At 45.6% G+C, this 15,334-nt stretch carries 14 protein-coding genes and 1 riboswitch; all 14 genes read left to right on the forward strand.

Annotation, left to right across the window (positions count from 1 at the left end; all coding sequences use genetic code 11):
• The first annotated feature begins 1 nt into the window (after nt 1).
• The 14 genes from ACWPWY_RS20755 to ACWPWY_RS20820 all read left to right on the forward strand — a co-directional run bounded on the left by ACWPWY_RS20755 (nt 2) and on the right by ACWPWY_RS20820 (nt 15,105).
• Complete coding sequence (locus ACWPWY_RS20755) at nt 2-1,207, forward strand: glycosyltransferase (RefSeq protein ID WP_454193492.1); 1,206 nt, start codon at nt 2-4, stop codon at nt 1,205-1,207.
• Complete coding sequence (locus ACWPWY_RS20760; RefSeq protein ID WP_454193493.1) at nt 1,204-2,691, forward strand: phytoene desaturase family protein; 1,488 nt, start codon at nt 1,204-1,206, stop codon at nt 2,689-2,691. The genes ACWPWY_RS20755 and ACWPWY_RS20760 overlap by 4 nt, the downstream gene beginning before the upstream one ends.
• A gap of 120 nt (nt 2,692-2,811) precedes the next feature.
• Entirely contained in the window at nt 2,812-3,918 is a 1,107-nt protein-coding gene (gene fni, locus ACWPWY_RS20765; protein WP_454193494.1) for a type 2 isopentenyl-diphosphate Delta-isomerase, read from the forward strand.
• Nucleotides 3,919-3,931: 13 nt separating this feature from the next.
• Nucleotides 3,932-4,414, forward strand: a complete 483-nt coding sequence (locus tag ACWPWY_RS20770) for a GNAT family N-acetyltransferase (protein ID WP_454193495.1) — start codon at nt 3,932-3,934, stop codon at nt 4,412-4,414.
• 197 nt (nt 4,415-4,611) lie between these two features.
• Nucleotides 4,612-5,712, forward strand: coding sequence for a redox-regulated ATPase YchF (gene ychF / locus ACWPWY_RS20775; protein WP_454193496.1), 1,101 nt, complete (start codon nt 4,612-4,614; stop codon nt 5,710-5,712).
• A gap of 350 nt (nt 5,713-6,062) precedes the next feature.
• On the forward strand, nt 6,063-7,130 hold the full coding sequence (prfA, locus tag ACWPWY_RS20780) for a peptide chain release factor 1 (RefSeq protein ID WP_454193497.1): 1,068 nt from the start codon (nt 6,063-6,065) through the stop codon (nt 7,128-7,130).
• A 6-nt stretch (nt 7,131-7,136) separates the two neighbouring features.
• The gene (gene prmC, locus ACWPWY_RS20785) at nt 7,137-8,033 is read left to right on the forward strand and encodes a peptide chain release factor N(5)-glutamine methyltransferase (protein WP_454193907.1); all 897 of its coding nucleotides are present in this window, start codon (nt 7,137-7,139) and stop codon (nt 8,031-8,033) included.
• Nucleotides 8,034-8,211: 178 nt separating this feature from the next.
• Nucleotides 8,212-9,420 (forward strand): FtsW/RodA/SpoVE family cell cycle protein, encoded by a 1,209-nt coding sequence (locus tag ACWPWY_RS20790; protein ID WP_454193498.1) that lies wholly within the window; start codon nt 8,212-8,214, stop codon nt 9,418-9,420.
• A 247-nt stretch (nt 9,421-9,667) separates the two neighbouring features.
• Nucleotides 9,668-10,318 (forward strand): stage II sporulation protein R, encoded by a 651-nt coding sequence (gene spoIIR, locus ACWPWY_RS20795; RefSeq protein WP_454193499.1) that lies wholly within the window; start codon nt 9,668-9,670, stop codon nt 10,316-10,318.
• A gap of 85 nt (nt 10,319-10,403) precedes the next feature.
• Nucleotides 10,404-11,552 (forward strand): L-threonylcarbamoyladenylate synthase, encoded by a 1,149-nt coding sequence (locus tag ACWPWY_RS20800; RefSeq protein WP_454193500.1) that lies wholly within the window; start codon nt 10,404-10,406, stop codon nt 11,550-11,552.
• Nucleotides 11,553-11,624: 72 nt separating this feature from the next.
• Entirely contained in the window at nt 11,625-12,185 is a 561-nt protein-coding gene (locus ACWPWY_RS20805; RefSeq protein ID WP_454193501.1) for a manganese efflux pump MntP, read from the forward strand.
• 121 nt (nt 12,186-12,306) lie between these two features.
• Nucleotides 12,307-12,876, forward strand: coding sequence for a low molecular weight protein arginine phosphatase (locus ACWPWY_RS20810; protein ID WP_454193502.1), 570 nt, complete (start codon nt 12,307-12,309; stop codon nt 12,874-12,876).
• A gap of 89 nt (nt 12,877-12,965) precedes the next feature.
• Nucleotides 12,966-13,048: riboswitch (ZMP/ZTP riboswitch) on the forward strand.
• A 171-nt stretch (nt 13,049-13,219) separates the two neighbouring features.
• On the forward strand, nt 13,220-13,816 hold the full coding sequence (locus ACWPWY_RS20815; RefSeq protein WP_454193503.1) for a TIGR01440 family protein: 597 nt from the start codon (nt 13,220-13,222) through the stop codon (nt 13,814-13,816).
• 38 nt (nt 13,817-13,854) lie between these two features.
• Nucleotides 13,855-15,105 (forward strand): serine hydroxymethyltransferase, encoded by a 1,251-nt coding sequence (locus ACWPWY_RS20820; RefSeq protein ID WP_454193908.1) that lies wholly within the window; start codon nt 13,855-13,857, stop codon nt 15,103-15,105.
• Nucleotides 15,106-15,334: the final 229 nt, after the last annotated feature.

Consider the following 15,334-nt stretch of genomic DNA (forward strand, 5'->3'; position numbering starts at 1 on the left):
AATGAATATTTATCACATTCTGCTGCTGATCCTCTGCGGTATTCTTGCCGTTCAGCTGCTCTTCTCCATCTGGAATCGGTCAAAGCTTCCACTCCTTGGAGAACCAGATGGTGACAGAGATTGCACTGAAAATCACCATGCAAACCGCCCCGATGACATTCGGTTATCTCATGTTAATAAGGATGCAAAGACAAAGATCTCTGTTCTGATCCCTGCCCGGAATGAACAGATTCATATTAAGGATTGTGTAGAGAGTGTGCTGGCTGCGGATACAGAGGGTATACAGCTGGAGGTTATCGTTCTGAATGATCGATCCGAAGATAAAACCGGTGAGATTCTAGAACAATTGGCAAGAAAAGATCATCGTCTGCGCATTCTGGAAGGGAAGGATCTTCCCTCAGGATGGATGGGCAAATCATATGCATGTCATCAGCTTGCTCAGCAGGCTACCGGGGAGTGGTGGCTGTATATGGATGCGGACGTCAGATTAGAAAAAGAGGCACTGACCGCGGTACTTACCACCGCGCTTGCTCAAAAAAAGGGTCTTGTTACGGGTTTCCCCCGCCAAATGACAGCAACATGGCTTGAGAAACTGGTTGTACCTATGATGAAATTTACGATCATCAGTCATCTGCCTATTGTGCTAGTGAGAGGTTCACAGAATCCCCGTTTTGTTGCGGCTACTGGTGCTTTTATGTTTATTCATCGGGATACCTATAAAGCAACCGGAGGGCATGAAGCAATCAAGGCAGACTTGCTGGATGATATGCAGCTTGCTCGTGCTGTGAAAAAAGCAGGTCATCCGGTTACTCTCGCTGATGTTCATCGCCATACTCGCACAAGGATGTACCAGAATGCAGCCGAGGTATGGAACGGATATAAGAAAAATATGTACGAGGGCCTCGGGCGCAGTGGTTTTCTTTTAGCTGGGGTTCTTTTGATGTATGCTGCTCTTTATCTTCTTCCGCCAATCAGCTTTCTGTTTGGAATGTTTACTGGCGACTTTAAAGCAATGGCTTTGGGCGCGGTGGGGACTTTACTAGGAATGCTAGTGAAAAGAGTAGCTGATCTTACGGGAAGCCATCCATTTTGGTTAAGTTTTCTGCACCCAGTCAGCATTCTTTTTGTCATTGCGATTGGAATCTCATCCTGGCTTGGAGCCGTTACCGGCAAAGGTTATGTGTGGAAAGGGAGGCACTATCATTGAACAACCATAAAGCAGTCATTATTGGAGCCGGATTCGGAGGGTTGTCTTCCGCGATACGTCTTGCCACATTAGGTTTTGATGTAACAATCATTGAGCGGCAGCAACATGCGGGCGGTAAACTGCAGCGAATTCAGCTGGGGGGTTACTATTTTGATCGGGGACCGAGCACCATTACGATGCCCCATGTTTTTCGGGAAGTGTTCGAACTAGCTGGTGTACAGATGGAAGACTATGTGAAAATGTATGATCTCGAGCCAAGAACAAGAAATGTGTTTGCTGACGGGACAACGGTAGACCTGTCTAGCGACTGTGCATTTATGAAAGAACAGATTGCTGCATACAGCGGGAAAGATGCACAAAACTATGATGCCTTTATGGATGAATCAAAAGCGCTGTATAGGGAAGCGAATCAAAAATTTCTTGGGCAGTTGATGATTCGTCCTCAGGATAAATATAATCTATCGATGTTAAAAAGCTTACTGCGTGTCAGACCCGTGACGAAGCTGAATACACTGCTTCAGCGTTATTTCACGCATCCAAATACGCTCCAAATGTTCGGCAGATACGCTACTTATGTTGGTTCTTCGCCTTATGAAGCACCTTCGATCTTCGCCATGCTCGCTCATGTGGAAGCTGAGCTTGGGGTGTATGGCGTAGAAGGAGGCACATATTCACTGGTGTCTGGAATGGAGAAGCTGGCGCGAGAGAAAGGGGTTATCTTTCGCACCGGAGAAGAAGTGAAAAGAATTAAGACACACCGTAAGAAGGTTACTGGAGTAGAGACCGACAAGAACGAATATGCGGCAGACGTTGTTATCGCTAACGGGGATGTACTTCGTATTCATCAGCTGCTGATTCCTGAATCGGAACGCCCATCGATGGACAATCGGAAGATTGAACAGTATGAGCCGTCCTTATCAGGATTCGTCACACTTGCTGGTATTCAAAAGAAGTACGACAAACTACTTCATCATACCGTCTTTTTTCCAGACAATTATCAAGCAGAATTCACGGATATTTTCGATAAAAAAAGAGCTCCTCAAGACCCGACGCTATATCTTTGTTACTCTGGGTATTCGGAGCAGGGAATGGCCCCGGAGGGGGGCAGCAATCTTTTCATTCTTGCTAATGCACCTTATGTATCAAAAGAATGGGACTGGGAACTTGAATCGTCTGCTTACCAGAATAAACTGATCCACCGGCTTTCGGAGCTCGGGGTTGCTGGTTTGGAACGATCCGATGTGATGAATCACTACACGCCAGAAGATATTCAGCGGGATACCCTTGCTTACCGAGGCAGTATCTATGGGATTTCATCCAACAATCCGAAGCAAACCTTCACAAGACCGTCTAATCGTTCCAAAGATATAGAAGGGTTATGGTTTGTGGGAGGGACAACGCATCCTGGAGGGGGAACACCGATTGTGACTCGGTCTGGAAGGCTCGTAGCGGAGGAGATTGCTCGTAACAGCTCATCTAGGTAAACATAGAACAGGAAGAGAAAGCTGTACTGTAAATCAAGGCGAGATCATTATTTATAAGGTATAATGTCTCTATCTAAAAAAACGATAAGTTTGAAATGGAATGGGTAAAGGAGACGGGATATGCGGGAAGCGGGACGAGATAATAAATTACATAAGGATCAAGATTTTCAGGGGGTTAGCGAGCATTTGTTGCCTGAAGTGCCGACTGGCGAACGGAAAATAGAACATGTCCGGCTCTGTCTTAATGAAGACGTGAATGCACAGGGGATTAAAGCCGGATTTGAATCTTACCGATTTCGACATGCAGCTCTGCCTGAGCTTGATTTCGCTGATGTTCAGCTGAATACGATGTTTCTCGGACAAGAGCTTCGTACACCGTTTCTTATCAGTTCTATGACAGGCGGAAGTAAAGCAACAGGGAAGATTAATGAACGCCTGGCAGCGGTTGCCGAAGCAAGAGGCTGGGCTTTTGGCGTTGGTTCTGTAAGGGCAGCGGTCGAAAAAGAAGAATTGGCAGCTTCTTTCTCGATGAGAAAGTTTGCGCCCACGATTCCCATTATTGCGAACCTCGGAGCCGTTCAGCTGAACTATGGGTTTGGCAGGGAAGCATGTCAGCGGGCAGTTGATATCGCGGGAGCATCGATGCTTGTACTTCATTTAAATGGTCTGCAGGAAATTTTTCAGCCTGAAGGGAACACCAATTTCAGCGGGCTGCTGAAGAAGATAGAAAAGCTCTGCGGAGAACTCTCGGTACCTGTTGGGGTCAAAGAAGTAGGCTGGGGGATTGATGGAGAGACAGCAGCAAAACTTTATGATGCGGGAGTTTCTTTTGTAGATGTTGCAGGGGCCGGCGGGACAAGCTGGGTTCAGGTAGAGAAGTTTAGAAATGAAGACAAGATGAAAAAAGCAGCGGCGGAAGCATTTGTAGATTGGGGCATTTCTACAGCTGAATGTATAACAGAAGTGCGGCAGATGAACCCGGGGAAAGCAGTGATTGGTAGCGGTGGGCTGACTTCCGGTGTAGATGCTGCCAAAGCAATTGCGCTGGGTGCTGATCTCGCTGGTTTCGGAAGATCACTCCTTGGAGCAGCGGTCCAATCAGAAGAAGCTCTTCATCAACGACTTCATCAAGTAGAATTTGAACTGCGAACAGCGATGTTCGGGGTAGGCGCCCCACGTCCAATTGAATTGCAAGGTACGAAACGGTTGATCAGAACGATCAAGTAAGGACGGTGTCACCATGCAGCTTGAATTGATAGCAATGGATAAAGAACAATATGAAGACTTTATGGCGTTTACACTTGTGACCTATGTGAAAGAGAAGATAAAGGCAGGTACCTGGATTCCAGAACATGCAGAAAGTCGAGCGCTAGAGGATATGAGCAGGATTCTTCCAAAAGGGTACTCCACCGAAAATGCTTATTTTTACCGGGTGATTGATATGGCGCTCCCCACTCCTGCTGTCATTGGATTTATTTGGTTTAATCTATATAGAAGAAATAATTTGAATGAATTATTCCTATACGACATTACCATTCTGGATGAATATCAGGACCGAGGATATGGGACAAAGACCATGTTCCTGCTGGAAGAAGAGGCAAGAAAACTTGAGGTGAATCTAATTGGGTTGCATGTTTTTGGACACAATGAACGGGCTTTGCATTTGTATCATAAAATGGGATATGATGCTAGAAGTATTACGCTTTACAAAGAGTTGTCTTGATTTTTTATAGATCATAAGGGAAAAAGGTACATAACAAATTCTCTGCAGTGGAATATGTGGCTTATGAAAAGTAGCAAGAGGGGAAAGCTGCCATAGGTAATATCCTTGAAGCCCTTCTTGTTCTCATATATAATTAGAAAGATTGTTTGATGGAAATCGTAATATACACCAAATACATTTGAGGAGTGTTTATATAAATGGCTTTGAAAGCAGGGATTGTAGGGTTACCGAACGTAGGGAAATCAACCCTTTTTAATGCAATTACACAAGCAGGCGCAGAAAGTGCCAACTACCCATTCTGTACGATTGATCCGAACGTGGGGATCGTTGAAGTTCCGGATGAGCGTCTTGATAAATTGACAGAACTCGTTGTACCGAAAAAAACAGTACCCACTGCTTTTGAATTTGTAGATATCGCAGGACTCGTGCGTGGTGCAAGTAAAGGGGAAGGGCTAGGTAACAAATTCCTTGCTCATATTCGTGAAGTAGATGCGATTGTGCATGTGGTTCGTTGTTTTGAAGATGAGAACGTAACCCATGTGGATGGCAAAGTGGACCCAATCTCCGACATCCAGACGATTAACCTGGAACTGATTCTCGCTGACATTGAAACGGTTGAGAAACGTATTGATCGTGCGCGTAAGAATATGAAGGGCGGCAACAAGCAGACTGCTCAAGAAGTGGAAGTTCTTGAAAAAGTGAAAGCCGTACTTTATGATGACAAGCCAGCTCGCAGTATAGAACTGACAGATGATGAGCAGTTGATTGTTCGTGATCTTCACTTGTTGACAATGAAGCCAGTTCTTTATGCGGCGAACGTAAGCGAAGAAGAAGTTTCTTCGGCAGACAGCAATCCTTATGTACTAAAAGTGAAAGAATTTGCAGCAGATGAGAATGCAGAAGTAGTTCCAATCAGTGCGAAGGTAGAGTCAGAGATCGCTGAGCTTGAAGGAGAAGACAAAGCTATGTTCCTTGAAGAGCTGGGACTTGCAGAGTCTGGTCTAAACCGTCTGATTAAAGCAGCTTACCGTTTGCTTGGTCTGTACACTTATTTCACAGCAGGTGTACAAGAAGTTCGTGCATGGACCATTCGTAAAGGAACAAAAGCACCAGGTGCTGCAGGCGTGATCCATACTGACTTTGAACGTGGATTTATTCGTGCAGAAGTGGTGTCTTACGATGATCTTGTTGCTGCAGGTTCAATGAACGGGGCCAAAGAACGCGGCCAACTTCGACTTGAAGGTAAAGAATATTTGGTGCAAGACGGCGACGTAATGCACTTCCGTTTTAATGTATAAAATAGCTTCTGGCAAGAAAGCCTCAGACTCCTCCCCATGGGATGAGCCTGGGGCTTTCTTTATGAATTGGCATCGAAAGCTATGTATGATACTGGGCGCCAGTCCGTATCTTCTCAAGGGCTTTGCCGTATGATATAATAAAGAGTCGCCAGAGTACGCGGCAACAGGTGTTTATTTTATACTAAAAGGATGGATGACATTGTAGCGATACAAATCATCAATAACACGGATGGATAAGAAGCTGTCAGGCGGGCACCAGATGCTTGCAGGCACAATCAATATTAATTTCAACAGTTGGAAGCTTTCATCATATATAGACAAACATTGAATATGGAGAGGTGATTTTACTTATGCTGGATCGTTTACAAGCATTGGTTGATCGTTATGAGAAACTGAGCGAACTTTTGTGTGACCCGGATGTAGTTAGTGATAATAAGAAGCTGAGAGACTACTCTAAAGAGCAGTCCGATCTGCAGCCGGCTTATGAAGCTTACATGGAATACAAGACCGTAATGGAAGAGCTAGAAGCGGCTAAGCAGATGCAAGCAGAGAAACTGGACGATGAAATGCGTGAAATGGTCAAAATGGAAATTGATGAACTGAGCACGCGTCAGAAAGAGCTGGAAGATAAGATTCATATTCTTCTGCTGCCAAAAGACCCGAATGATGATAAGAACGTAATTATCGAGATTCGCGGCGCGGCTGGCGGAGATGAAGCGGCCTTGTTTGCAGCGGATTTGTACCGGATGTATACACGTTATGCGGAATCTCAGGGCTGGAAAGTAGAACTGATGGACGTCAATGAGAATGACCTCGGTGGATTCAAAGAGGTAATCTTCATGATCAACGGACGCGGTGCATACAGCAAAATGAAATATGAGAGTGGTGCCCACCGTGTTCAGCGTATCCCTGCAACCGAATCCGGCGGACGGATTCACACCTCTACTTCTACAGTAGCGGTGATGCCGGAAGCAGAAGATCTGGACATCGTTATTCATGATAAAGATATTCGTGTAGATACATTCTGCTCCAGTGGTGCTGGCGGACAGTCCGTAAATACGACCAAATCAGCAGTTCGTGTAACTCACGTTCCTACGGGGATCGTAGCAACTTGTCAGGACGGCAAATCCCAGAACTCGAATAAGGAAAAGGCATTGCAAGTTCTTCGTACACGTATTTTTGATATGATCCGTCAAGAAGAAGAAGCAAAAATTTCCGGCGAACGGAAGAGTAAAGTGGGAACAGGAGACCGCAGTGAGCGGATTCGTACGTATAATTTCCCGCAAAGCCGTGTAACAGATCACCGCATCGGTTTAACCGTGCATAGACTCGATCAGGTGATGAACGGTGATATCGAAGACATTCTGTCTGCTCTCACTGTTGCACAACAAGCAGAACTAATGGAAAAAGGGGAATAATGCTTGATGCGGCAAGAATTTAGCTTACCGCAGGGAAGCAGTAATCGGGAAGCCTTTGTGAAGGCTTCCTCTTTTTTAGAGGATTGCGGTGTAATGGAGCCGCAAAACAATGCACGGCTTCTGCTGATGCATGTGCTTGACCTCGAAGGAGCTGCTTATTATATGGCACAGCCGGAACCATTTCCGGCGCAGCGGATCACAGCTTTCACGGATGCTGTGAATCGGAAAGGCCGCGGAGAACCGGTTCAATATATTATTGGGCAGCAGGAGTTCTATGGACTGCCGTTTGAAGTAACCCCAGCCGTGCTGATTCCAAGACCCGAGACGGAACTGCTGGTCGAGGCGATTATGAAGCATGGTGATGTACTGTGGCCAAGCGGAACACCGCGGGTCATTGATATCGGTACAGGCAGCGGCGCGATTGCGGTGACGCTGAAAACCGAGCGTCCGCGCTGGGACGTCGCAGCCAGTGACATCAGCGCAGATGCGCTGGAAGTTGCCGCGAAGAACGCAGCGGCAAACGGCGCAGCCGTGTCATTTCGTGAGGGCGACTTACTTGTGCCCTTCGCGGGAGAGCGGTTCGATATCTTGGTGTCGAACCCGCCTTATATCCCGGCGGGAGATATCGCCGGATTGCAGCGCGAAGTGCGTGAGCATGAACCGCGCACAGCTCTTGACGGAGGACCGGACGGGCTGGCTCCGTACCGGATCATGATGGCGCAGCTTGACCTACTTGCTGCGCCTCCTGCCTTGGTGGGGTTTGAGCTCGGAGAGGGACAGGCACAGGATGTGGCAGAGCTGTTAAGGCAGGCTGGTTACTGGGATCAAATCGAGATCGTGTCCGATCTAGCGGGCATCGAAAGACATGTCATTGGAATTTATACAAAAGTGACGAAATTGTAAGCTGCCGAACATTTTCTTTTTACGATTTCATCCTTTACAATAGAGGATAGTGTCGTTTCATATCAGTATAGATCGTTGGAAACATAGGGGTTATAAACCTCCCTTTTGTGTTACAAAGCTAATTATTATGTAAGGCTGGTTAGATTAATGCCCAGTCTCGCCTTTAGGGGGACGGTTCATGCTGCAAAAGTTTAAGAAAATGGATGTGCCAGTACTAATGATCATCTTTATGTTGATGATTATCAGTATTGTATGTCTGTATAGCGCTACCCATGGTGATGCAAAACTCGAAGGACATCATATTAAGATGCTTGCCTTTTATATCCTTGGATTTGGCGCTGTGTTTGCTATAACACTGGTCGATTACAGATTGCTCGTCAAATATGCGCTTTATATTTATTTCTTCGGGCTGCTTATTCTGTTGGCTGCTAATTTCTTCGGAGGAAAACTGAATAATGCAACAGGATGGATTAATCTTGGTCCGATTTCTATTCAACCTGCTGAGTTGTTTAAGCTGATCTTGGTTATTTTCCTTGCTTCGGTGCTCATCAAAAGAGGCAAGGCTAAGCTAGAGTTCTGGAGAGATGTAGTTCCGATTGGACTGATGACCTTTGTTCCATTTGGTCTTGTTATGCTTCAGAATGACCTTGGTAATGCGATGGCTTATGTCGTGATTTTGATCGGACTGCTCTGGATCGGGAATATTAAAGCATCCCATGCCTTAATCGGATTTGTCATTATTGCCGTACTCGTGGGCGGCGGGATCAAACTTTATAAGGTATATCATGATAACATTTATGATTATTTGGATAAGCTCGGTCGCGCCCACTGGGCAGAGCGGTTTGATCCATGGCTCGTGCCCGAAAAGGCTACAGCCAAAGCTTCCTGGCATACAGATAATGCTAAACTTGCGATTGGTTCAGGCGGAATTACAGGTAAAGGATTTATGCAGGGGACTTCCGTTCAATCTGGTCGTGTTCCATACACCTACTCTGACTCCATCTTTGTACTGATTGCAGAAGAGTTTGGGTTCGTAGGTTCTTCGGTCGTCTTGCTGTTATATTTCATACTGATACATAGGATGATCCTGATTGCACTGGAAACGAAGGAGCGATCAGGACCCTATATTATCGTCGGAATTGTCGCGATGTATTTGTACCAAGTATTTGAGAATATTGGAGCCTTTATTGGACTTATGCCGCTGACCGGGATTACACTGCCGTTTATCAGTTACGGGGGTACGTCACTGCTCATTAATATGGCGAGTATCGGACTCATTATGAGCATCAAAGTGCATGGACAAGAAGTCGATGATGATATTCTTGCTCCAGGGGCAAACGGTCAGAACAAGAAACGCGTGTTTGGTCGTAAACAAGCCAAGGCGTAGACTCAATCTTAATTAAATAATCTTAATTAAATAATTCAATAACCTATATGTTACATCTATAAAAAGAAGCATCATCACGGGTATCCTTTTAAAGAAGGATCGTGAGGATGCTTCTTTTTGTACAGGGTAAGCTCATCTCATTCTATGAATCTATGAGTTCTTTTTAATAAAAATAAGTTTGATAGGTTTAACTCTACCAACTCGCGGACATACTGATAGACATGAAGAGTTCGAGGGGGAGAAGAACATGCGGAAGAGTATAAAGCAGTTTTTCATGATTGTGGTGTGTATGATGATTGTTATGATGAGCTGGGAAGGTCAGAAATCAGATGCAGCCATACATCAAGCTGTCATTCCGCATGATTCGATCCGGTTACGTATTCTGGCAAATTCGGATATGCCTCACGACCAGTTGGTCAAAAGAGAGATTCGTGATGCAGTGGTTGAGCAAATGAATGAGTGGGTGCCGGCACTCGCTGACCCGCATAATTTAGAAGAAGCTAGAACCATGGTTCGCGGACATTTACCAGAGTTAAACGAACTTGTAGGACAGGAACTCAAAAGCCGCGGGCTGACTTATGAATATAATGTAGAGCTTGCGACAGTACCTTTTCCAACAAAAATGTACGGTAAACTGATCTATCCTGCAGGAGATTATGAAGCAGTTCGAGTTACCCTTGGTAAAGGGGAAGGACAGAACTGGTGGTGCGTGTTATTCCCTCCTCTATGTTTTGTTGGTGGTAAAAATGGAGATGTAGCGGAGAAGAATGTGACCGTGAGTAATGAACAAACAGGGCAGGTATCAGAAAATGAGGGCACTGCTGAGCCTCAAGTCCGATTTTTCCTATGGGATATGTTGGTAAAGGCTTGGGATTTTGTAGGGAGTATAGTGGCATAATTGAAGGATATACTCTCAGCCCGAAGAGCGCATGAATTGTGATATAATGTACGATAATTAATATATGAGACTGGATGATAATAACATGTGTGATGAAAAGAATGTGGTAGAGAGTACAGCGCACTCCATGGCGGAGATGAGACCGGACATGGTGACGCACATCTGGGATGTGACAGGGGATATCGATAAAGAGCAGACAATGGAACACTTGAAGGAAGCGGCAGCCTTGCTTCAAGACGGTTCCATTGTTGCGTTTCCCACAGAAACCGTATATGGACTTGGTGCAGATGCCAGAAATACGGTAGCTGTTGAGTCTGTATTTGCTGCAAAAGGACGACCTTCTGATAACCCGCTTATCGTTCATGTCGCTAATAGAGCGCAGCTGGGCGGATTTACAGAACCGGTTAATGAATTGTCGAGCAGGTTAATGGATACATTTTGGCCCGGGCCCCTTACTTTAATCCTTCCGCTAAAACAAAAAAGCTTGTCGGAGAAAGTTTCAGCAGGGCTAAGTACGGTGGGGGTACGTATGCCGGATCATCCGGTTGCACTTGAACTGATTGCCGCTGCCGATTGCCCGATTGCTGCACCAAGTGCAAATCGTTCAGGACGTCCTAGTCCGACGACAGCTTCACATGTACGAGAGGATCTTATGGGCCGAATTGCGGGAATTGTAGATGGCGGACCTACAGGAGTAGGGGTGGAATCTACCGTGGTAGAGGCTCATGATGATGGGACAGTCACGATTCTTAGACCTGGCGGCATCACAGCGGAACAACTTGCCGAGGTAGCTGCCGAGGTATACCTTGATCCTGGCCTCACTGTAGATCCAATCAAGGCAGATGCTTCCTCTCCTGCCCCTCGCTCGCCAGGGATGAAGTACACGCACTATGCTCCTAAAGGGGAGCTTAGAGTCGTGCAAGGCGCACCTGATGCGGTAGCCGCATATGTGAATGGTGCGCTCTTAGCAGCGACTGCGCGCGGCGAACGAACTGCGGTGCTTGCCTTCAGCGAGCACCTGCATCTGTACCGCGCAGACGCTGTCTATTCTCTCGGCAGCCTAGAGCGGCTTGCCGAAGCAGCTCACCGTCTGTACGCTGCACTGCGCAGCTGTGACGAGATCGGTGCCTCGGTACTTTACGCCGAGGCGTGCCCTCGGGATGGCCTGGGGGATGCCATTATGAATCGCTTACTGAAAGCAGCCGGTCATCAGATCATCCATGTAGCTGAATAAACGTACTCGTCATGTTTCTATTCTTGTCCGCATATGGTGTACAAGAATGCTTTGTACATGGGGGTATGAACAATGCTGGAGGCTTCTGCGCATTGGGGCCAGCTTATTACCATTTTAATAATGGCGGTGGCACTGGGTTTGGATGCATTTTCTCTAGGAATAGGGATTGGTATGAAGGGTATTCGATTATTGCATGTACTCCGTCTGAGTATTTTAATTGCAATATTTCATGTCCTCATGCCGCTCGTGGGATTTTATGCAGGTGAGTATTTTAGTTCGCTGCTTGGACAAGTTACCTCATATGTAGCCGGGGGACTGTTGCTTCTGCTGGGAGCTCATATGATTTTTAATGCGTTTCGTTCGGGAGAGACTAGTTTCATGGATCACCGTACGTTTACGGGTACACTGATGTTTGCCTTTAGTGTGAGTATTGACTCCTTTTCCGTTGGGGTGACTCTTGGCATGTTCCGCACTGACTTATGGCTCACGTTATTTGCTTTTGGGCTGTGTGGATTTCTAATGTCGGTTGTAGGGCTATTAATTGGCAGAAGGGTAAATCGCAATATGGGTGAATATGGAGAGGCAGTAGGGGGCGCGATTTTGCTTGCATTTGGTCTCTTGTTTATTCTCTGACATAAGGCAGTTTGCTGAATGATTTTGCGTATTAGGTCAAAGCAATTTACAATAGAAATGATCTCCTGCGGATGGGGAAAGATTGATATAGGCTTTATAGGCCCTGATGGAGGTGAAGAATATGAAACATATTTTATTTGTTTGTACAGGCAATACATGTAGAAGTCCGATGGCAGAAGGGTTACTCCGAAAAGCTGCAGCAGAACGAGGAGTTGATCTGAAAGTTCGATCTGCCGGTGTTGCAGCAACAGATGGGAGTATGATTTCTCGTCATGCAAGAGCGGTGCTTCAGGATCACAACATTCACGACTCGATTACATCTTCCTCACTTACCTCGGAACACGTAGAGTGGGCTGATCTTATTTTGACGTTAACCGGTTCTCATAAGCAGCATGTGCTTCACTTCTTCCCAAATGCAGCCGACCGAATCTACACGCTGAAGGAATATACGGAGGATGATGTACAAATCCTGGAGGATCTTAAAGAGCGAGATCGTCTATATGCAGAGCTCGAAATGAAACTTTCACTTGGTCATGAGATTGAAGCATCCGAACGTCAGCGTATGATTGAGATACAACAGCGTATCCCAAGTTTTGATATATCTGATCCGTTTGGCGGCAGTAAGGAAGATTATGATGTTACAGCGGCAGAAATTCGTTTAGCAGTAGAGCGACTTCTGGATAAGCTGTGATGTACAATATATAAATTTTTTACAGTAAGCAATCATAAATGGTTGATTTCTGCCATCTGATGCTCTATGATGAGATGGAATGTAAGAATAGATTCCAGTGTAACTGGCGACAAGTGTGGATTAAACCACGATGGAGCACTGGAAATATCGGCCGGTCGCCTGGGCAAAAGAGCATTTCTGTGCGTATCTTTACGTACAGACTGCTCTTTTTTCGTCTTTCGTCATTTTTTTCGCTATAATAAATGAAAAAAGGGCGAGGCGAACACATCATTAGTGTTTGTTCACTTGAGTTATGCCCTTACCTTTTGGTTATGCTCGTCATAGAAGGGAAGGATGGAAGGCAATGGAACAACATAAGTCTGCTTCAGAATGGCATGAGCTTGTCCAGCATACTGCAGAGATTCTAAGAGAACTTGCTGAAGCTGGGGATTTAGGTCCTGGAAAAGTCGTTGTTGTCGGAACGAGCACAAGCGAAGTAGCTGGCAAACATATTGGTACAGGCGGTGCTTTAGAAATTGCCCAGTCCTTGCTTAATGGGATCAACGAGATAAAGGAATCTTTTGGTTTTGAAGTTGTATTTCAATGTTGTGAGCACCTTAACCGGGCACTCGTAATGGAAAGGCATTTACTCGAACGCTTAGGTCTTACCGAGGTTTCTGCAGTACCGATTCCAACAGCCGGCGGCTCTATGGCAGCAGCAGCTTATCGTTCTTTGGCAGAGCCTTGCCTCGCGGAGACGGTCGAAGCTCATGCAGGGATGGATATTGGAGAGACGCTCATAGGAATGCATCTTCGCAGAGTGGCCGTACCCTATCGTACAAAAAGACGGTATATTGGCGAGGCTCGTGTGACAACAGCGATAACAAGACCGAAACTTATCGGGGGTCAGCGCGCAGTGTATCAGATGGAGACATCAAGTAATACCTCAAACTGTGATTAACTTTTTTTATATTATATTATTACTTAGGAGGAATTATCATTATGGAACAATTGCGTAAAAGTGACCCTGCAGTACTGGAAGCTATGAATTTGGAACTGAAACGTCAGCAAAATAACATCGAATTAATTGCATCCGAGAATATCGTATCTGAAGCGGTTATCGAAGCTATGGGTTCTGTTCTGACGAACAAATATGCAGAAGGATACCCAGGCAAACGCTATTATGGCGGTTGTGAACATGTGGATATCGTAGAAGATATCGCTCGTGATCGTGCAAAAGAATTGTTCGGAGCAGAACACGTGAATGTTCAGCCTCACTCTGGTGCACAAGCAAACATGGCGGTTTATCTTGCAGCGCTAAAACCAGGCGATACTGTTCTTGGTATGAACCTTGCACATGGCGGTCATTTAACGCACGGCAGCCCGGTGAATGCTTCCGGTCTTTTGTACAACTTTGTTTCTTACGGTGTACAAGAAGATACGTTCCGTATTGATTATGATGATCTCCGTAAAGCAGCATTTAAACATCGCCCTAAAATGATTGTAGCAGGTGCGAGTGCTTACCCGCGTACGATTGATTTTGAAGCGATTGCTAAAATTGCACATGATGTTGGTGCGTTGTTCATGGTAGATATGGCTCACATCGCGGGTCTAGTAGCTGCTGGCCTTCATCCAAGTCCTGTTCCTCATGCACACTTTGTTACTACAACAACACACAAAACGCTTCGCGGACCACGTGGTGGTATGATTATGACCACAAAAGCATGGGCAGCAGCGATTGATAAAGCAGTATTCCCTGGTTCACAAGGCGGTCCTTTGATGCATGTGATCGCGGCAAAAGCAGTAGCTTTGGGTGAGGCATTACAACCATCATTCAAAACTTATGCCGAGAACGTCGTGAAAAATGCGCAAGTATTAGCAGAAACGCTGATCGCTGAAGGTCTCAATATCATATCTGGCGGAACAGATAACCACTTGATGCTTATTGATACACGTAGTGTAAACATTACGGGAAAAGAGGCAGAACATGTCCTTGATTCCATCGGGATCACAGTAAACAAAAATGCAATTCCATTTGATCCTACCAGTCCTTTTGTAACGAGCGGTATTCGTATCGGTACACCTGCAGCTACTTCCCGCGGTATGGATGAAGCGGCTATGGTCGAGATTGGTAAGATCATCGCTAAGACACTGAAAAACACGAAAGATGCGGCTGTTCTTGAAGAAGCAAAACGTCAAGTTACAGAGCTTACAGATAAATTCCCACTTTATCCTGATTTGAAGTACTAAAATCGAGTATGATTACCCATACTAATAAATAGCTTTCGCAAGCTATTTATTTCAAGTAGACCGAAGCTGCTTTATGTAGTTTCGGTCTTTTTTGATTGATGTCCGGAAGCTGTCACGGTTTATAGTGTAATTTGCGGATAGGGAATGATATAATATACAGGATTTATCGACAGGTTTTGTTTCTGTGAGCAGGAACTGCCCGGAGTTGATAATGGAAGATGAAACTACC

The organism is Paenibacillus sp. Marseille-Q7038, assembly GCF_965111595.1.